At 54.7% G+C, this 20,049-nt stretch carries 16 protein-coding genes and 1 pseudogene; 5 read left to right on the forward strand and 12 right to left on the reverse strand.

What is annotated here, in order from left to right:
* From murF to mraZ, 6 genes are all read right to left on the reverse strand, one after another.
* Window positions 1-1,347 (reverse strand): UDP-N-acetylmuramoyl-tripeptide--D-alanyl-D-alanine ligase (gene murF / locus ACLQ7H_RS05540; RefSeq protein ID WP_411751813.1); only part of this gene is annotated, 1,347 nt, incomplete at its 3' end.
* The gene (gene murE / locus ACLQ7H_RS05545) at window positions 1,344-2,831 is read right to left on the reverse strand and encodes a UDP-N-acetylmuramoyl-L-alanyl-D-glutamate--2,6-diaminopimelate ligase (protein WP_411751814.1); all 1,488 of its coding nucleotides are present in this window, start codon (window positions 2,829-2,831) and stop codon (window positions 1,344-1,346) included. The genes murF and murE, both read right to left, overlap by 4 nt.
* On the reverse strand, window positions 2,818-4,584 hold the full coding sequence (locus tag ACLQ7H_RS05550) for a peptidoglycan glycosyltransferase FtsI (RefSeq protein ID WP_411751815.1): 1,767 nt from the start codon (window positions 4,582-4,584) through the stop codon (window positions 2,818-2,820). Before ACLQ7H_RS05550 ends, murE begins: the two co-directional genes overlap by 14 nt.
* 42 nt (window positions 4,585-4,626) lie before the next feature.
* Complete coding sequence (ftsL, locus tag ACLQ7H_RS05555) at window positions 4,627-4,947, reverse strand: cell division protein FtsL (RefSeq protein ID WP_411751816.1); 321 nt, start codon at window positions 4,945-4,947, stop codon at window positions 4,627-4,629.
* On the reverse strand, window positions 4,944-5,885 hold the full coding sequence (rsmH, locus tag ACLQ7H_RS05560) for a 16S rRNA (cytosine(1402)-N(4))-methyltransferase RsmH (RefSeq protein ID WP_411751817.1): 942 nt from the start codon (window positions 5,883-5,885) through the stop codon (window positions 4,944-4,946). The genes ftsL and rsmH overlap by 4 nt, the downstream gene beginning before the upstream one ends.
* A 2-nt stretch (window positions 5,886-5,887) precedes the next feature.
* Window positions 5,888-6,346, reverse strand: a complete 459-nt coding sequence (mraZ, locus tag ACLQ7H_RS05565) for a division/cell wall cluster transcriptional repressor MraZ (protein ID WP_025120486.1) — start codon at window positions 6,344-6,346, stop codon at window positions 5,888-5,890.
* An 895-nt stretch (window positions 6,347-7,241) separates the two neighbouring features.
* Between mraZ and ACLQ7H_RS05570 the strand changes: the two genes are divergently transcribed.
* A complete protein-coding gene (locus tag ACLQ7H_RS05570; protein WP_411751818.1) occupies window positions 7,242-7,682 on the forward strand; it encodes an L-alanine exporter AlaE in 441 nt (146 codons plus the stop codon).
* Window positions 7,683-7,920: 238 nt separating this feature from the next.
* Here the strand turns inward: ACLQ7H_RS05570 and cra are convergent, their stop codons facing one another.
* From cra to ACLQ7H_RS05600, 6 genes are all read right to left on the reverse strand, one after another.
* On the reverse strand, window positions 7,921-8,925 hold the full coding sequence (cra, locus tag ACLQ7H_RS05575) for a catabolite repressor/activator (protein WP_411751819.1): 1,005 nt from the start codon (window positions 8,923-8,925) through the stop codon (window positions 7,921-7,923).
* Window positions 8,926-9,194: 269 nt separating this feature from the next.
* Entirely contained in the window at window positions 9,195-9,689 is a 495-nt protein-coding gene (ilvN, locus tag ACLQ7H_RS05580; RefSeq protein ID WP_411751820.1) for an acetolactate synthase small subunit, read from the reverse strand.
* Window positions 9,689-11,407 (reverse strand): acetolactate synthase 3 large subunit, encoded by a 1,719-nt coding sequence (gene ilvI / locus ACLQ7H_RS05585; RefSeq protein WP_039995484.1) that lies wholly within the window; start codon window positions 11,405-11,407, stop codon window positions 9,689-9,691. The genes ilvN and ilvI overlap by 1 nt, the downstream gene beginning before the upstream one ends.
* A gap of 341 nt (window positions 11,408-11,748) precedes the next feature.
* Window positions 11,749-13,554: an AMP-dependent synthetase/ligase gene (locus tag ACLQ7H_RS05590; RefSeq protein WP_411751821.1), complete on the reverse strand. Its 1,806-nt coding sequence runs from the start codon at window positions 13,552-13,554 to the stop codon at window positions 11,749-11,751.
* Window positions 13,555-14,010: 456 nt separating this feature from the next.
* A complete protein-coding gene (gene leuO / locus ACLQ7H_RS05595; protein ID WP_411751822.1) occupies window positions 14,011-14,958 on the reverse strand; it encodes a transcriptional regulator LeuO in 948 nt (315 codons plus the stop codon).
* A 326-nt stretch (window positions 14,959-15,284) separates the two neighbouring features.
* On the reverse strand, window positions 15,285-15,491 hold the full coding sequence (locus ACLQ7H_RS05600; protein WP_411751823.1) for a hypothetical protein: 207 nt from the start codon (window positions 15,489-15,491) through the stop codon (window positions 15,285-15,287).
* Window positions 15,492-15,879: 388 nt separating this feature from the next.
* Here ACLQ7H_RS05600 and leuA point away from each other — a divergent pair, with 388 nt between their 5' ends.
* From leuA to leuD, 4 genes and pseudogenes are all read left to right on the forward strand, one after another.
* A complete protein-coding gene (gene leuA, locus ACLQ7H_RS05605) occupies window positions 15,880-17,454 on the forward strand; it encodes a 2-isopropylmalate synthase (RefSeq protein WP_411751824.1) in 1,575 nt (524 codons plus the stop codon).
* 2 nt (window positions 17,455-17,456) lie between these two features.
* Complete coding sequence (leuB, locus tag ACLQ7H_RS05610) at window positions 17,457-18,548, forward strand: 3-isopropylmalate dehydrogenase (protein WP_021179307.1); 1,092 nt, start codon at window positions 17,457-17,459, stop codon at window positions 18,546-18,548.
* Between the two features lie 3 nt (window positions 18,549-18,551).
* A complete protein-coding gene (gene leuC / locus ACLQ7H_RS05615) occupies window positions 18,552-19,952 on the forward strand; it encodes a 3-isopropylmalate dehydratase large subunit (protein ID WP_411751825.1) in 1,401 nt (466 codons plus the stop codon).
* 11 nt (window positions 19,953-19,963) lie between these two features.
* Window positions 19,964-20,049, forward strand: a pseudogene (gene leuD / locus ACLQ7H_RS05620) (3-isopropylmalate dehydratase small subunit); the annotation flags it as partial.

A 20,049-nucleotide genomic window follows, 5' to 3' on the forward strand; every position in this document is an offset into this window, starting at 1 on the left:
CTCCTGTAACGCGCGTACTACCTGCTCCATTGCGGCACTACGTGAACCTTTGATTAACACGGAAATTACCGCATGTGCTGAGAGTAGTTCCGCTACGCGCGCGGTCACAGCTGTTTTATCCTGATAATGTTCACCGTTACCGGCGGCAGAGCTCAATACCTGGCTCAGCCCACCCACGCTGATGACTTTATCGATACCGGCCAGACGGGCAGCTTCACCCACCTGACGATGACACTCTTCGGCCTCTGCGCCCAACTCGGCCATATCACCAACGACCATTACGCGATAACCCGGCATTTCTGCCAGCACCTGCGCTGCTGCCGTCATGGAACCGACGTTGGCGTTATAGCTGTCATCGAGCAACAGCTTGCCTGGCGCCAAGACTATCGGGAACAAACGCCCAGGCACGGCCTGAAGCTGTTGCAAGCCTGCACTCACGGCGGCCAGCGTAGCGCCAACCGACATCGCCAGTGCTGCCGCCGCCAACGCATTGGCCACGTTATGGCGGCCCGGCAATGGCAACTCGATCGCCACCGTGCCGAACGGGCTGTGCAGGGTGAAGTGAGTTACGCTCCCTTTCACCTGGATGTCACTGGCAAAGAAATCTACTGATTCCGCAGCCTGGGGAGAGAAACGCCAGACTGTCTTGCCCTGTAACTGCGCCTGCCAGTGTGGCCAGTCGTTGCTATCGGCGTTGAGGATCGCCACGCCATCCGCCGGCAGACCGGCAAAGATTTCGCCCTTGGCCTGCGCAACGCCAGCCAGTGAACCAAAACCTTCCAGATGGGCAGCGGCCAGATTATTCACCAGCGCGCTCTGCGGTTGCGCCAAGGCGGTGGTATAGGCAATCTCACCGATATGGTTGGCACCCAGCTCGATCACCGCAAAATCATGCTGCGGCTCTAAACGCAGCAGCGTTAGCGGCACGCCGATCTCGTTATTGTAATTCCCTGCGGTATGCAGCACTTCGCCACATTCACGTAAAATGGCCGCGGTCATCTCTTTCACCGAGGTTTTGCCCGATGAACCGGTCAGCGCCACCACTTTGGCTGGCACTTGCTGACGTACCCAGGCGGCAAACTGCCCCAGCGCCAGACTGGTATCTTTCACCACCAGCTGCGGGGCCTCCACCAATAAGCGCTTACTTACCAGCAAAGCGCCTGCTCCAGCGGCGACAGCATCGGCGGCAAAGTCGTGAGCATCGAAACGCTCCCCTTTCAGGGCCACAAACAGGCAACCCGCAGTGACCTGACGAGTATCCCTCGTCACTTCGGTAATGATGCAATCGTTACCGATCAGCTCGGCATCCAATACCGCCGCCAGGGTCTGAAGCGAGACCGGGATCATGCCAACACCCCCAGCAAACGTGCGACGGTGGTGCGATCGGAGTAATCCAGACGGCGGTTGCCCACCAGTTGGTAATCCTCGTGGCCTTTACCCGCCACCAGCACCACATCCTGCTCTTTGGCCTGCATGATGGCGCTGGTCACGGCTTCGGCACGCCCGTGGATCACCTGTACATGCCCGGCATCCAGCAACCCGGCCAGAATATCCTTGATGATTGCCTGCGGTTCTTCGGTACGCGGATTGTCATCTGTGACCACGACCCGGTCGGCAAACTGCTCGGCAATGCCACCCATAAGTGGGCGCTTACCTCTATCACGATCGCCACCGCAGCCAAACACGCACCACAGTTGCCCTTGGCAATGCAGGCGAGCGGCTTCCAGCGCTTTTTCCAGCGCATCCGGAGTGTGGGCATAATCCACCACCACCGTCGGTTTGCCTGGCGCATTGAAGACTTCCATCCGGCCACAGACCGGCTGCAGCTGATTGGCCGTGTTAACCAGTTTCTCAAACGGATAACCGAGTGACAGCAGCGTCGCCAATGCCAGGATCAGGTTACTGACGTTGAACGCTCCCATCAGGCGGCTTTCGATCTCGCCGTTGCCCCAGCTTGAGCTGAAGTGGATGGTGGCACCGTTATCGTGATAGTCCACCGCAGTGGTTTTCAGCCAGCGACCATGACAGCCAGGCTGCAAATTGTCATGCATGGTGACGGCGACCGCGTCTGGCAACTTGGCCAGCCAGCGCTGCCCGACTTCATCATCGGCATTGATGATCGCCTGACCAACGTCGTGGCCAGCAAACAGTGACCATTTGGCCGCTTCATAGCTGGCCATATCACCGTGGTAATCCAGGTGATCGCGGCTCAGGTTGGTGAAGACGGCTGCGGCAAAGGGTAAAGCCGCCACGCGGTGTTGCACCAGACCGTGAGAGGAGACTTCCATCGCGGCAAAGGTAGCCCCTTGCTGCGCCAGATCGTTAAGCACGTGTTGCACATCGACGGCAGAACCGGTCGTATTTTCCGTTGGGCAGACCTGGTCTAACAAACCGTTGCCGACGGTGCCCATCACTGCGGCAGTTTCGCCCAACAGTTGGCTCCACTGGGCTAACAGTTGTGTGGTGGTGGTTTTGCCGTTGGTGCCCGTCACGCCAATCAGGCGCAGACGTTCGGCAGGCTGATGATAGAAACGCCCGGCTAACGCCGACAGGCGCTGGCCAAGTTGGCTCAGGTAAATCACCGGCACGCCGTGCATTTCGCAAATTTTACCGTCTTCAGCTTCGCCTTCCGCTTCAGCGATAACGGCGGCAACCCCTTGGGCGATGGCTTGCGGAATATAGCGGCGTCCATCCGTTTGATGGCCAACTACGGCGACAAACAGATCCCCGGCAGCCGCAATACGGCTGTCTAATATCATTTCCCGCAGCGCGCGCTCGGGTGCCGTTGGCACCCACGGAGCGAGTAAATCGCGCAAATTACGATCGGCCACCTGAACCCTCTTTGTTATTTATCACTAATTCGCTTTTGTCACCGGTGGGCAACGCATCTGGCTGAACGTTCATGATCCGCAGCGCGCCCCCCATGATGGCACCAAACACCGGCGCGGAAATCGCACCACCGTAGTATTTCCCACCCTGTGGGTCGTTGATGACCACCACCAGAGCAAAACGAGGTTGGCTTGCTGGTGCCACCCCCGCGGTATAAGCGATATATCGGTTGACGTATTTACCATCCGGCCCGACCTTTTTGGCGGTACCGGTTTTAATGGCGATACGATAACCCTTGATGGCGGCTTTCACCCCACCACCGCCCGGCAAGGCGACGCTTTCCATCATGTGCACTACCGTACGCACGGTAGCCTCAGGGAAGACGCGTTCACCGGCAACCGGAGGGTCAACCTTGGTGATCGACAGCGGGCGATAAACGCCCAGGCTGCCGATCGTGGCATAGACTCGCGCTAACTGTAACGGGGTTACCATTAGCCCATAGCCGAAAGAGAAGGTGGCCCTCTCTATGTCAGACCACCGTTGTTTTTTTGGGTATAAGCCACTGCTTTCTCCGACCAGCCCCAAATTGGTCGCTTTTCCCAGCCCAAAACGTGAGTAAGTATCTACTAACGCTGAGGACGGCATCGCTAACGCCAGCTTTGAAACACCGACGTTACTCGACTTCTGCAAGATCCCGGTCACGGTCAGTTCCGAATAGCGCGCCACGTCTTTGATTTCATGGCCGCTAACGCGGTAAGGAATGGTATTGAGCACGCTATTTTCTTTCACTACGCCGCGCTGCAACGCCGTCATTACCACCATCGGTTTCACGGTAGAACCAGGTTCAAAAATATCGGTGATGGCACGGTTACGCATGGTGTCTTTCGGCGTGTCGGCCATATTGTTCGGGTTGTACGATGGGCTGTTGGCCATCGCCAACACTTCGCCGGTGTTCACGTCCACCAGCACCGCGGTACCAGACTCCGCCTTGTTGAAGGCGACGGCATTGTTCAGTTCACGGTAAACCAGCGCCTGCAAGCGTTCATCGATGCTCAGCGCCAGATTGTGCGCCGCCTGGCTGTATACCGAGGAGATGTCCTCGATCACTCTGCCATAGCGGTCTTTACGTACGGTTCTTTCGCCCGGTTGACCGGTCAGCCAGCGATCAAAGCTCTTTTCGACCCCTTCGATCCCTTCGCCGTCAATGTTGGTCACGCCGATGATGTGAGAGGTAACCTGGCCAGACGGGTAGTAGCGGCGCGATTCCTGGCGCAGGTAGATGCCCGGTAGTTTCAGCTTGTGGATGTAATCACCAATCGCCGGGTTAACCTGCCGGGCCAGATAGACAAAGCGCCCCTTCGGATTGGCATTAATGCGATTGGAGAGCTGATCGAGCGGAATTTGCAACGCGTCGGACAGCGCTTTCCAGCGCGAATCCAGCGTAATACCCCCGCGTTCGTTCAACTCTTTAGGATCGGCCCACACGGCGTTCACCGGTACGCTCACCGCCAGCGGGCGGCCAGAGCGGTCGCTGATCATGCCGCGAGCGGTGGGAACCGACTGCACGCGTAGCGAACGCATGTCGCCTTCTTTCACCAACCTATCTGGATTGATCACCTGCAAATAAGCCACACGCAGCATCAGCCCAACCAGCGCCAACAGAATACAGCCGCACAGCAACGCAAAACGCCAGCTGACAAAGCTGGCCTGATCTTCCTGGCGTTTCAACTTCTTACCGGGACGTACTGCTTTCATGCGTTAGCTATTTGCTCCGTATCGTGACTTCGGCTAAACCACTCATGGCTTGACAATGATAATTTCCTGCGATGGATCAACGTGTTGCATCTGCAGTTTTTCGGTGGCGGTCCGCTCTACGCGGCTGTGATCGCCAAGGGCATTCTCTTCCAGGATCAGGTTGCGCCATTCGATATCCAGCGCATCTCTCTCCAGCACCAGTTGTTCGCGCTCGGCGGTCAGCAGGCGGGTACGGTGCGCAGTGGTCACCACAAACACGGCGGAAACCAGTGCGGCTATCATCAAAATCAGCGGGATCTTGCCGTTACGCAGCAGATCGCCACCAATAACGCCAACTAAACCGTGGCGCTCATTACCAATCACGCAGGCATCCTCTCGGCAATACGCAGCACCGAACTACGCGCTCGTGGGTTTTCTGCGACTTCCGTTTCACCAGGCTTCATTTTGCCCAAGGCTTTCAGCGTGCGGCCGCCCATTTCACGCAACTGCGCTTCGGTTAGCGGAATTCCTGCCGGAACCTGGGCACCACGGCTGTGGTGGCGCATAAAGCTTTTGACGATGCGGTCTTCCAACGAATGGAAGCTGATGATCGACAGCCGACCTTCCGGGGCCAACACAGCCAGTGCCCCGTCCAGCGCGCGTTCGATCTCTTCCAGCTCGCTGTTGATGTAGATACGGATCGCCTGGAAGCTGCGGGTTGCCGGGTGTTTATGCTTATCACGGAACGGGCTGGCATGGGCGATCAGCTCGGCCAGTTCCTTGGTACGGGTCATCGGCTCTACGCGGTTTCTCTCCACGATGGCGCGGGCGATACGTTTGGCAAAGCGTTCTTCACCGAAGGTTTTCAGCACCCAGGCAATATCGTCGGCTTCCGCTTTCATCAACCATTCGGCGGCGGATTGGCCGCTTGAAGGGTCCATACGCATATCCAGCGGGCCGTCACGCATAAAGGAAAATCCGCGTTCTGCGTCATCCAACTGCGGGGAAGAGACACCTAAGTCAAGCAACACGCCGTCGATCTTGCCCACCAGTTCCCGTTGCTGCACATAGTCAGCCAAATCGGAAAACGGGCCGTGGATGATAGTAAAACGTGGGTCTGCAATAGATTGAGCTGCGGCAATTGCCTGCGGATCGCGATCGATAGCCAACAAGCGCCCTTCCGGCCCCAGCTGGGACAAGATCAGACGAGAATGACCACCGCGACCAAAAGTACCGTCGATGTAGATGCCGTTACTGCGAATATTGAGACCCTTCACGGCCTCATCCAACAGTACGGTCGTATGTTTATAATTTTCCAGCATGCTTATAGTGACAAGTCCTGTAGCCGCTCAGACAACGGTTCCTGAGTGGATTGTTCCGCGTCAATATCATCCTTGACTTGTTGATACCAGGTCTGTTCATCCCACAGTTCAAACTTGTTGAACTGCCCGACCAGCATCACTTCTTTAGTAAGCCCGGCATGTTGGCGTAGCGTATTGGCTAACAGCAACCGACCGGCATTATCCATCTGACACTCGCTGGCATGGCCCAAAAGTAAGCGCTGGACGCGGCGCTCGGCGGGATTCATGCTCGACAGACGGGACAACTTTTGCTCGATGATTTCCCATTGAGGTAATGGATAAAGCAGCAGGCAGGGCTGATGGAGGTCAATGGTGCAAACCATTTGGCCTTGCGATTCCTCATTCAGTAAATCCCGATAACGGGTCGGTACGGCGAGCCGTCCTTTACTGTCGAGGTTGACCAACGTTGCCCCACGAAACATACCTGAGCTACCCCCTCGTGACCCTTTTCACCACTTTACACCACAAATTCCCACATAAGGGAGTTTACGGAGGGTATGAAAACCTTGTCAAGCCAGAGCAATAGCGGTTTGGCAATATTTCTAGGCATATTCTGGGGGCTGGCTCACGAAAGGAACTCTATTTATTGCATGAATATAAATTAACATCATGATTAAAGAGGAGAATTTTCTCAGCGGAAAGAATGTGATTAAAATAAACGCAAATTGACGATTAAATAACTCATTATGTCCTTCTGCAATCCAGGTCTCACTTTTCAACATCGCTCTCAACCGGGACAACCCTGCCCCATCCCGCATCGGTAAAGGCTTGGCCACAAGCCGCCTACCCGTTGGGAAATGCCATAAGCCATTGACTTAATAACACACAACGGGTATTTCGCCGCCAACAGCGCGCTATTTTACTTCAATTATTCCGTCAAAGAACAACCCGAAGATAAAATAAATGGCGAGCCGCTGGCTCAACCCGCCAATTATCATTCAAATCAAATAAGTAAGATTATTCTCAAAACACCTATTTACAATTCGCCAGATTTTTTTTGCGAATTTAGGAATATACGCAAATTTAGTGTGTCTATCGCCAAATCATCCAGCAAGCCGTCACTTTACCGCCGCAAGATATCCATAACACACTGTTTATAATGAAAATATTTTCAATCGCCATTTTAAATGCCTGCTTTCCCCGGTTTTTCCCCCGTTGTCAGGATAAAAATCAGCCAAATGTTAAAAATAAAAATTTTGAGCCACTTAAAACATTCATTACAGTCAAGTAAACTACTAAATAGCAATCAACTCAGACAATAACACCAAGTTAACATTAATAAGCAACATGTTAACCGGTAAGTTCAGGGATCGTGTCATGTCTACAGCCGTTTCACCGTGGCGCAGCGCTGCCGCCGATACGTTTGCGCTGGTGGTGTACTGTTTTATCGTCGGGATGGCGATTGAAATGCTGATTTCGGGCATGAGCTTTAGCCAATCGCTCTCCTCCAGGCTGGTGTCGATCCCCGTCAATATCCTGATCGCCTGGCCCTATGGCCGCTACCGCGATTTCTTTATCTCCATCGCACGCCGCAGCCCCCGCGGGCAATTCTTGCTGCGTAACCTGGCCGATCTGTTGGCTTACGTCAGTTTTCAATCGCCGGTTTACGCCGCCATTCTGTGGAGCGTAGGCGCAGACGGCCAGCAAATCCTGGCGGCGGTGACCAGCAATGCGGTGATCTCAATGGCAATGGGCGTGGTGTACGGCTATTTTCTGGAGTATTGCCGCAGGCTGTTTCGCGTGGTCGGTTACGTTTAGCCCCCTCACCCCAACCCTCTCCCACAGGGAGAGGGAGCTGACCCGAGAACTTGATGGGATCGTGCTACTTCGGTAAGTCGAGGGGACTACACAGAAAGACCAACGGACTAGCTCGGAGAGAGCAGATACGGAGCTGTAATCAGGTTCTGTAACTGGGGTGGCGCGCAGGACGAATACCGTTTCAACCTGTGGCACGATCGGTCCCCTCTCCCTGTGGGAGAGGGTTAGGGTGAGGGCATTATTTGCGGCTCAGGCTGCCACGGCGGAACAGGTTACGGCGGATGCGCGTCATACCCGGTTTGGGTTTGCGCGGTTCATCCAGGCTGGCAAGCACCAGCTCCAGCACCCGCTCGGCAACATCACGGTGGCGTTGGGCCACGGCAAGCACCGGGCACTCCAGGAAATCCAATAACTCATGGTCACCAAAGGTGGCAATCGCCAGATCCGCCGGTAAACGCCCACGCTGTTTCAGCGTTACGTCCATCACGCCCTGTAACAGCGAGAATGAGGTGGTAAACAACGCCTGTGGCATCGGATGAGTTTTCAACCATTCCGCGAACAGCACGCCGGCCGCTTCACGTTCATAGCTGTTGGCATACAGATAATCCACCTGCCGCTCATCATCCTGCCAGGCCTGGCGGAAACCCTGCTCACGCAAGAAGCTGACCGAAAGCTCTGGTAAAGCCCCCACATACAACACCGACTTGGCGGGGAAAGTGCGTAACTCCTGCGCTAAGGCAAAAGCGTCTTCCTGATCGGCCCCCACCACGCTGATGAAGTGTTCACGATCCAGGGCGCGATCCAACGCGATAATCGGAAATGGATCGTTAGCCCAGCGTTGATAGAAAGGATGCTCCGGCGGCAACGCAGTGGAGACGATGATCGCATCTACCTGGCGTTGTAGCAGGTGTTCAATGCAGCGCATTTCATTATCCGGCTGATCTTCCGAGCAGGCGATCAACAGTTGATAACCGCGCTGACGCGCCTGGCGTTCCAGGTAGTTGGCGATGCGGGTATAGCTGGTATTTTCCAGATCCGGTATCACCAGGCCGATAGAACGGGTGCGGCCTGCACGCAGCCCTGCCGCTACGGCATTCGGGTGATAATTGTGCTCCCTGACCACGGCCATCACTTTTTCGACGGTTTTATCGCTGACACGATACTGCTTCGCCTTGCCGTTGATGACATAACTGGCCGTAGTGCGCGAAACGCCTGCGAGACGCGCGATTTCATCCAGTTTCACGTTAACCCCTTTAAATGACTCTCAAAATGACAATGGATCGTGTGGCGTTGTTTACCCCACGCTTTCAGAGTAAGACATACCGAAAGCGAAAGGATAATGAGTAACCATGATAGTCACTATGGTTATTCAACCCGTAATGGCGATCTAACAGCAGAAAACACGGCCGAGCAACCGCTTTCGCCTAAAGGTGCCAGCAAATGGGCAAAAAATTAAAAAGAAAAGGCGCAGCAAACCTGCCACGCCCCCGATACAGTGCAGAAAACCCGCTATCAGCGCATAATCTTGTCGCCGCGCGACACGCCAACAATCCCCGAGCGGGCCACTTCGACGATTTCCGCCACTTCACGTACGGCGTTGAGGAAGGCGTCCAGCTTGTCGCTGGTCCCCGCCAACTGCACGGTGTAAAGCGACGAGGTGACATCCACAATCTGGCCACGGAAAATATCCGTGCTGCGTTTCACCTCTTCACGCCCGTAGCCGCTGGCCTGCAGCTTCACCAGCATGATTTCACGCTCAACGTGTGCCCCGAGCACCAGTTCACTGACGCGCAGAACGTCAACCAGCTTATGCAACTGCTTCTCTATCTGCTCCAGCACCTTTTCATCACCCACCGTCTGGATCGTCATGCGCGACAAGGTTGGGTCATCGGTTGGAGCGACCGTCAGGCTTTCGATGTTGTAGCCACGCTGAGAGAATAACCCGACTACGCGCGACAACGCACCGGATTCGTTTTCCAGTAATACCGATAAGATACGGCGCTTCATCAGGTTCTCTCCGTTTTGCTTAGCCACATTTCGTCCATGCTTCCACCGCGGATCTGCATTGGATAAACATGTTCGGTCTCGTCGACGGTCACATCGACAAATACCAGACGTTCTTTTTCAGCCAGCGCCTGCGCCAGCTTGCTTTCCAGCTCATCCGGGGTACGAATGGCGATGCCGACATGGCCATAGGCCTCGGCCAGTTTGACGAAGTCCGGTAAGGAATCCATATAGGACTGCGAATGGCGGCCAGAATAGATCATGTCCTGCCACTGCTTCACCATCCCGAGGTAGCGGTTATTCAGGTTGACCACCACCACTGGCAGGTTGTACTGCAGAGCCGTGGACAGCTCCTGGATATTCATCTGGATGCTGCCGTCACCGGTGACGCACACCACCGTTTCGTCTGGCAGTGCCAGTTTCACCCCTAGGGCGGCAGGCAAACCAAAGCCCATGGTGCCCAGCCCACCAGAGTTGATCCAGCGGCGCGGCTTATCGAACGGATAATAAAGCGCGGCAAACATTTGGTGCTGGCCAACGTCGGAGGTGACATAGGCATCGCCCTTGGTCAGGCGGTGCAGCGTTTCGATCACCGCCTGAGGTTTGATGGTGCCACTGTCTTTGTTGTAACCCAGGCAATCACGCGCACGCCACTGTTCAATGGACTGCCACCAGTCACGCAGCGCATCGAAATCCTGCGCTTTGTCCTCATGCGCCAGCAGTTCCAGCATCTGCGTCAGCACCTGTTTGGCATCGCCAACGATAGGAATATCGGCATCCACCGTTTTGGAAATGGAGGTCGGGTCGATATCGATATGCAGCACCGTGGCATCCGGGCAGTATTTGGCCAGGTTATTGGTGGTACGATCGTCAAAGCGCACCCCAACGGCAAAAATCACGTCGGAATGATGCATGGTCTTGTTGGCTTCATAGGTGCCGTGCATGCCCAGCATACCGACGCTTTGGCGGTGAGTGCCCGGGAACGCCCCCAACCCCATCAGCGTACAGGTGACCGGCAGATTCAGCTTTTCCGCCAGTTGCAGCAACTCTTCATGGCACTCCGAATTGATGGCACCGCCGCCCACGTACATGATCGGCTTTTTTGCCGCCAGAATGGTCTGTAAGGCGCGTTTGATCTGCCCGCGATGGCCTTGCACCGTCGGGTTGTAGGAACGCATGCTGACGTCCTGCGGATACGCGTAAGGCATTCTTACCGCCGGGCCGACGATATCCTTCGGCAGATCGACCACCACTGGGCCAGGGCGGCCGGTAGAAGCCAGGTAAAACGCCTTTTTCAGCACGGAAGGAATGTCTTCGGTACGCTTGACCAGGAAACTGTGTTTTACCACCGGGCGGGAGATCCCCACCATGTCACACTCCTGGAAGGCGTCGTAGCCAATCAGCGAGCTCGGCACCTGGCCAGATAGCACCACCATCGGGATAGAATCCATATAGGCGGTGGCGATGCCGGTAATGGCGTTGGTGGCTCCTGGGCCAGAAGTGACCAGCACTACGCCCACTTCACCGGTCGCTCGTGCATAGCCATCGGCCATATGCACCGCACCTTGCTCATGGCGCACCAGAATATGATCGATGCCCCCCACCGTGTGCAGGGCATCATAGATATCGAGTACCGCCCCGCCCGGATAGCCGAATACATGCTTAACGCCCTGATCGATCAACGATCGGACGACCATCTCGGCTCCTGACAATATTTCCATGGGTTTGCCTCCAGGCTTACATAGCTTGTTCTTGTCTGACGCCGGAACGTAGCGCCTGTCCTGTCTGGGGCATGGCCCCAAAAATCTTATGGACGTTTTGGACTCTTAACATAGCGTCAGAATATGGGGCAGGCAAACGGCAAAATGGCTTATCGTGGGCAAGGGTATTGCCATCAGGCTGGTGATGCGCGGCCTGGCAAAACTATGCACTAGCTGAGAGGTTATTCAGCTAGGCATTGTTTTGCATAGTGGGATAATTACAGAACTATATTAGGCAAGCTAATCGGGCGCAGCATGCGGCGCCCCTACGTACAATGAACCGGTTGAGGAATGTCTATCCCTCATTTTTCCTGATACATCGACTCTATCTCATTCTGGTAACGCTGCAGGATCACTTTACGACGCAGCTTCAGCGTCGGGGTCAACTCCCCCAATTCCATCGAGAAGGCCGCCGGCAACAGGGTAAATTTTTTCACCTGTTCAAACAGGGCCAACTCTTTTTGCATCTCCCGCAGACGATTTTCGAACATTTCGATGATATGGCTGTTGCGCAGCAGTTCGAGCCGATCCTGATACTTCAGATTGATCGATCTGGCGTACTCTTCCAACGACTCAAAGCTCGGGACAATCAACGCAGAGACAAATTTGCGTGCATCGGCGACGATCGCAACTTGCTCAATAAAGCGATCTTGCGCCAGGGTACCTTCCAGCATCTGTGGCGCAATGTATTTACCGCCGGAGGTCTTCATCAGATCCTTCAGCCGCTCGGTAATAAACAGGTTGCCGCCTTCATCGATCAGGCCAGCATCGCCGGTTTTCAGCCAACCGTCTGCGGTAAAGCTATCGGCCGTCTCCAGCGGTTTATTGAAATAGCCGCGCATCACGATTGGCCCACGCACCTGGATCTCATTTTCATCGCCGATGCGCACTTCCACGCCGGGCAACGGCTTGCCGATCGAGCCAAAGCGGAAGTTGTTCTCTTCCCAGCAGGAAACCGTGGCACAGGTTTCCGTCATGCCATAGCCATATTTGATGTTAATGCCCATCGCCTGGAAAAACAGAATGACGTTGTCATCAAGCTTGGCACCGGCCGCTGGCAAGAAGCGCACCCGCCCTCCCAGGATACCCCGCAGCTTGCTTAACACCAGCTTGTCTGCCCAGCGGTGAGAGAGATCGAACAGCTTACCTAACGGTTTCCCTGCCCTTTCCTGGAGGAACTTGCGTTCACCGCAGACGATGGCCCAGTGGAACAAGGCACGCCGCAACCAAGGTGCGCGTGCGACCTTTTCATGCACCGCGCTGAAGATTTTTTCATAAAAACGTGGCACTGCACACATCAGGGTCGGTTTGACATCGGCCATCGCTTCCCGCACCCAATCGGTGTTGGGCAGATAAACGTTCTGCGCACCCGAATGCATGATAAAGAAGCTCCAGGCACGTTCAAAAACGTGTGACAGCGGCAGGAAGCAGAGGGAAACGTCATCCGCCGTCACCGTCAGGCGATCGTCATGCAGTTGCAGTTGTGCGGCCATGTTGCGGTAGTCAAGCATCACGCCTTTCGGCTCCCCAGTGGTGCCGGAGGTATAGATCAGGGTGAACAAATCCTGCAAATCGCGCTCGGCGATCCTTTGCTGACGCACAGCATCGAAACGCTCGATATCCGCAAGACGTTCGAAGTGATGCAGGTGTTGGGCAATCTCACAGCCGCGCAAATCGGCTGAAGCATCAAAGACAATAATATGGGTCAGTTGCGGGCACACGCCGCGCAGCGCAATCGCGGCATCCAGCTGTGCTTGCTCACCGACAAACAGAATGCGGATATCGGCATCATTAACGATAAATGCCGCCTGAGCCGGGGTGTTGGTGGCATAGAGCGGCACGCTGACCGCCCGCAGTTCGAGGATCGCCAGATCGGCCAGCGACCAGGCCATGCTGTTGTTGGCAAAAATCGCGATACGTTCCTGTACCTCGACGCCCAATGCCAACAAAGCACAGGCAATATGTTGTGTGTGGGCCCCGACCTGTGACCAGGTCAGCCGTGTTTCTCCCTGCGGGGACCACTGACGGAAAGCCGTATGTTCGGCACGGTTAGCAATTTGATGCTGTATACGTTCGACCTGGTGGTAATGTTGCAAAGTATTGGTCATAGCGCTCTAAGCCTAAAATTAATCAACCAGTTAACCGCGATCGGAGCACAAGCTCTCACATCTCAGCTTACACGTGTTTACTTTTTTTTCGCAGTCTACCTAGTCTCCCGCTGTGGGAAAAGGGATTTCAGCGTAGAAGTGTGAGCCAAAACGCGCTTGTGCTCATTTCTCTTGATCTTGGACAAAAGGGAGTGCAAAAGGTTTACGCCAAATAGACAAAGTGGGATCGACGACAAGGAGGGAGAGGCAACAGGTTAGAATAGCAGCAGTATCGTTAGGAGGCAGAATAGAGTTTCCTCCGCACAAATTAATTAACCGTTGCGCGGATATGATATTTCCCAGGGCCCTTTATACAGAATTGTCTTAGTTTAATTTAAGCCTATTCTTATTAATCCGGCGTGCTATTCATTATCAACCCGACGCACTCGAAAGCGCGCTGGGCCAATAAGTCACTCATTAGCGCAATACGCCAGATTGGCTAAGCACGGACTTCATCCACTGATGGCCTTCATCACGCTCGGCAGACTCATGCCAGGAGAGATAACAGGTGGCGGTTTTCCTCTCCCAAGGCAGCGGAATTAATTTTAGCTGCAAGGCTTGTGCGTACTGCTGGGCAAACCAACGAGGAGCGATTGCCACCATTTCGGTCATGGCAACTATATTCAATGCGCTGAACAGGTCGGTACATTGCTGGGTGACACTTCGTTGCATGGCCTCGTCAAGATAGTAGGGTTTGCTAAAGGAACAAAAACGCTCTAATGAGATGACAGCATGGTGCTCCGACAGCATCTGTTTCTGACTAACGGTCCCCACCAGTCGTGGATGAGACTGCGCGGCAACCAGGGTCAATTCATCATCGAATAAAGCAATATCCTGAAACTCGGGAAGTTCAAGGCGACTATAACCAATAACAAACTCGGTTTCCTGATAGCGTAACTGATGCTCGATGTTATTGCTCATGTAGGACTTGGTCTGTATCTGCACGTTGGGTGCCATGCTCTTGACGTTGTTAATTATTTTGGCAGTCAGACGAATATCTAACGGGCTGCAGATGGAAAGCACAAAGAGACGTTCGCTGCTCAGGGCATCAAAGCCAGCGCCAGGCAGCTCATTTTGTACCAGTTGCAGTGCCTGACGTACCGGGCCAAAAAGTTGGCGGGCGCGCATGGTGGGTTGAATGCCACGGCCGAAGCGGACAAACAGTTCGTCGTTGAACATGATCTTCAAACGTGACACAGCATTGCTGACCGCAGGCTGTGACATCCCTAAGGAATTTGCCGCCTTGGTAATATTCTGCATCTGCATAACCGCATCAAAAACAGTGAGTAAATTAAGATCCACACTGCGCAAATGAATATCGCCGTTTTCTTTCCTCAAGACAGTTCCTGAATTATATTCGGACATATCCAAACTCCACTAAGTCCCATGTAGATAATCCCGCTAGCGCGCAGGGGAATAACGGGAAAAGACATCCTACGTTATTCCCACACAGCGAAATTAGTTATCCCTTTTGACTACCCTGGAAAGATAGCAATCAGGCATCATCCTATAAAAAATATGACACAGCGGTGCATATTTGGCATTGTTCGTCGGTAGGCAGCCTCGGCACATCGGTTCGCATCACGCCGATGGCATACAAACAAAATCGACAGGTAAAACACCTGAGTTATGGATACCCGTTTGGTACCCATCAACCTCTGGATCAGACCATAAAATGAGATGATGGACAATCATACCAGAGCAAAATAGCTATCTTTAGCCTCACTTAATTGATTGTAACCGCTCAGTTCGGCGCTAAAAATACGAATTACAAATAAAAAGATGGCAACAAATTGACGCCATGAATACCAAACGGGCAGCATCAACATCCCATCAAGCCACGTCTGCTGGTTTTTTGCACCAACGATAAATTTTAACCGAGTAGTATTGTTAATCAATGCGGCAGCGCTGCTTTCAAACCATTTATGCTAATAAACTCCCGTTCACCAGTGGATTTAGCGCTGGCCTTGGGGGATTTCGCCGAGTTTCCAACTAGCGCCACGGCCGTTGGTACCCCCGCTTTTCAATACCCCTGTTTTAATCAGGTGTTGACATGCCCCGGCCAATAAAGTATCAAATTAGGCAACGAAACAATTTTAGAGAAGCTGACCGCCATGATCCGTACCCACCGTCTACTAGGCCTACTACTAAACGCATCTTATGTGCGCGGTACGCTGGTGGACGGGGTTCAACGCTGATTCAGCCCATCATCTGCAAAACCCGCGCTACTGCGCGGGTTTTTTTTTACCCGCTTAGCGTGAAACAAACACGACAAGGAACAACACGATGAGCCAACAAGTCATTATTTTCGATACCACATTGCGTGATGGTGAACAGGCACTGCAGGCAAGCCTGAGCGTTAAAGAAAAAATTCAGATCGCCATGGCGCTGGAAAGAATGGGTGTCGATGTGATGGAAGTCGGCTTCCCGGTCTCCTCCCCTGGGGATTTCGAGTCGGTACAGACCATTGCCCGCCAGATCAAAAACAGCCGCGTTTGTGGTCTGGCACGCTGTGTTGATAACGACATTGACGTCGCAGCCGAAGCATTACGCGTAGCCGAGGCCTTCCGTATTCACGTCTTCCTGGCGACTTCCACCCTGCACATCGAATCCAAATTGAAGCGCTCTTTCGACCAGGTGCTGGAAATGGCGGTGCGCTCCGTCAAACGCGCCCGCAACTATACCGATGACGTAGAGTTCTCTTGTGAAGACGCTGGCCGTACCCCGATTGATAACCTGTGCCGCGTGGTAGAAGCCGCCATCAACGCCGGTGCCACCACCATTAATATTCCTGATACCGTAGGCTACACCACGCCAAACCAGTTTGGCGGCATCATCACTACGCTGTACGATCGCGTGCCTAACATTGATAAGGCGATTATTTCCGTCCACTGCCACGACGATTTGGGCATGGCCGTGGGTAACTCTATCGCTGCCGTCCAGGCCGGTGCCCGTCAGGTAGAAGGCACCTTGAACGGCATCGGCGAACGCGCCGGTAACTGTTCACTGGAAGAAGTGATCATGGCAATTAAAGTGCGTCAGGACTTTATGCAGGTGCACACCAATATCAATCATCAGGAAATCTACCGCACCAGCCAGTTGGTCAGCCAGCTGTGCAATATGCCCATCCCGGCCAACAAGGCCATCGTCGGTTCCAACGCCTTCGCTCACTCCTCCGGTATCCACCAGGACGGCGTGCTGAAAAACCGCGAGAACTACGAAATCATGACCCCGCAGACCATCGGTCTGAAAGACGTCCAGTTGAACCTGACCTCCCGTTCCGGCCGCGCGGCGGTAAAACATCGCATGGAAGAGATGGGCTACAAGGAGCAGGATTACAATCTGGACGTACTGTACGCTGCCTTCCTGAAGCTGGCCGACAAGAAAGGCCAGGTGTTTGACTACGATCTGGAAGCCCTGGCATTTATCAACAAGCAGCAGGAAGAGCCTGAGCATTTCAGCCTGGAATACTTCAGCGTGCAGTCTGGCAGCAGCATTATGGCTACCGCTTCAGTCAAACTGAAATGTGGCGAGGAAGAGAAGTCCGAAGCCGCCACGGGCAACGGCCCGGTAGATGCGGTTTACCAAGCCATCAACCGGATTACCGACTACCCGATTGAGCTGGTGAAATACCAACTGACCGCCAAAGGTCAGGGCCGCGACGCACTGGGCCAGGTTGATATCGTGGTGTCTTACCAAGGCCGCCGCTTCCATGGCGTGGGCCTGGCAACCGACATTGTGGAATCTTCAGCCAAGGCGATGATCCACGTATTGAATAATATCTGGCGCTCTCAGCAAGTAGAAAAAGAAAAGCAGCGCTTGCAGCAAACCAAACATCAAAATAATCAGGAAACGGTGTGAACATGACTAAGACTTACCACATTGCCGTCTTGCCCGGAGACGGAATCGGCCCGGAAGTAATGGCTCAGGCCCACAAAGTGTTAGATGCAGTGCGCCAACGCTTTGGTATCCGCATCACCACCAGTGAATATGACGTCGGTGGCATTGCCATCGATCGTCACAGCACCCCATTACCCGCAGCGACCGTTGCTGGCTGTGAGCAGGCCGATGCCATCCTGTTCGGCTCGGTGGGCGGCCCGAAATGGGAGCACCTGCCACCGGCAGAGCAGCCGGAGCGCGGTGCGCTGCTGCCGCTGCGTAAGCACTTCAAACTGTTCAGTAACCTGCGCCCTGCCCGCCTGTACCAAGGGCTGGAGGATTTTTGCCCGCTGCGTGCCGATATTGCCGCGCGTGGTTTCGACATTCTGTGCGTACGTGAGTTAACCGGCGGCATCTACTTCGGCCAACCCAAAGGCCGTGAAGGCCAGGGCATGCATGAGCGCGCCTTTGATACCGAGGTCTACCACCGCTTTGAGATCGAACGCATCGCCCGTATTGCCTTCGAGTCCGCCCGCAAACGCCGCAACATCGTCACCTCGATTGATAAAGCCAACGTGTTGCAAAGCTCCATCCTGTGGCGTGAAGTCGTGACTCAGGTCGCCAAGGATTACCCGGATGTGTCGCTGTCACACATGTATATCGACAACGCCACCATGCAGTTAATCAAAGATCCGTCCCAGTTCGACGTGCTGCTGTGTTCCAACCTGTTTGGCGACATTCTGTCGGATGAATGCGCCATGATCACCGGTTCAATGGGTATGCTGCCTTCCGCCAGCCTGAACGAGCAAGGCTTTGGCCTGTACGAACCCGCCGGTGGTTCCGCACCGGACATCGCGGGCAAAAACATTGCCAACCCGATCGCGCAAATTCTGTCTGCCACCCTGCTGCTGCGTTACAGCCTGGGCGCCGATGAAGCCGCAGATGCGATCGAGCGCGCGATTAATCAGGCGTTGGAACAGGGCTACCGTACCGCCGATCTGGCCGGTACGGGCAAAGCCATCGGCACCAATGAAATGGGCGATATCATTGCCCGCTTCGTGGCTGAGGGGGCGTAAATCATGGCCAAGACCTTATATCAGAAATTATACGATGCCCACGTGGTGCATGAAGCGCCAAACGAGACACCGCTGCTGTACATCGATCGTCATCTGGTGCATGAAGTGACCTCCCCACAGGCCTTCGACGGCCTGCGTGCCATGGGGCGCAAAGTGCGTCAGCCGGGCAAGACCTTTGCCACCATGGATCACAACGTTTCGACCCAGACCAAAGACATCAACGCCAGCGGCGAGATGGCCCGCATCCAAATGCAGGAGCTGATCAAGAACTGCGCAGAGTTCGGCGTCTCACTGTATGACCTGAACCACCCCTTCCAGGGCATTGTCCACGTTATCGGCCCTGAGCAAGGCATGACGCTGCCGGGCATGACCATCGTCTGTGGCGACTCCCATACCGCCACGCACGGTGCCTTTGGCTCGCTGGCGTTCGGTATCGGTACTTCGGAAGTGGAACACGTGTTGGCGACCCAAACCCTGAAGCAGGGCCGCGCCAAGACGATGAAGATTGAAGTCACTGGCGATGCCGCAGAAGGGATCACCGCCAAAGATATCGTGCTGGCCGTGATCGGCAAAACCGGCAGCGCTGGCGGTACTGGCCACGTAGTTGAATTTTGTGGCAAAGCTATCGAAGCGTTGAGCATGGAAGGCCGCATGACACTGTGCAACATGGCGATTGAGATGGGCGCCAAAGCGGGCCTGGTTGCACCAGACGACACCACCTTTAATTACCTGAAAGGCCGCCAGTTCGCTCCAACCGGGGAAAACTGGGAGCAGGCAGTGGCTTACTGGCGCACCATGAAGTCCGACGCCGAAGCCAAATTCGATACCACCATCACCCTGCGGGCGGAAGATATCGCACCACAGGTGACCTGGGGTACCAATCCTGGGCAGGTTATCGCGGTCGATCAGGCAATCCCAACCCCCGATTCCTTTAGCGATCCGGTGGAACGTGCCTCAGCTGAAAAAGCGTTGGCCTATATGGATCTGAAACCCGGCATCAAGCTGACTGACGTCGCAATCGACAAAGTGTTTATCGGCTCTTGCACCAACTCACGTATCGAAGATTTGCGTGCCGCTGCCGCCATCGCCAAAGGCCGTAAAGTGGCCGCAAACGTGCAGGCGATTGTGGTACCTGGCTCCGGCCCGGTCAAAGCGCAGGCGGAAGAGGAAGGTCTGGACAAGATCTTTATCGAAGCTGGTTTCGAATGGCGCCTGCCGGGCTGCTCCATGTGTCTGGCGATGAACAACGACCGTCTGAACCCAGGCGAGCGCTGTGCCTCAACCAGCAACCGTAACTTCGAAGGGCGCCAGGGCCGGGGTGGGCGTACTCATCTGGTCAGCCCGGCGATGGCTGCCGCCGCTGCCGTTACCGGCCATTTTGCCGACATCCGTGAATTGCACTAAGGAGCACCAGCGTGGCTAAATTTACTCAACATACCGGCTTAGTGGTGCCTTTGGACGCGGCCAACGTCGATACCGACGCCATTATCCCGAAGCAGTT

The sequence above is a fragment of the Serratia sp. (in: enterobacteria) genome, assembly GCF_046715635.1.
Taxonomy (GTDB): Bacteria; Pseudomonadota; Gammaproteobacteria; order Enterobacterales; family Enterobacteriaceae; genus Chania.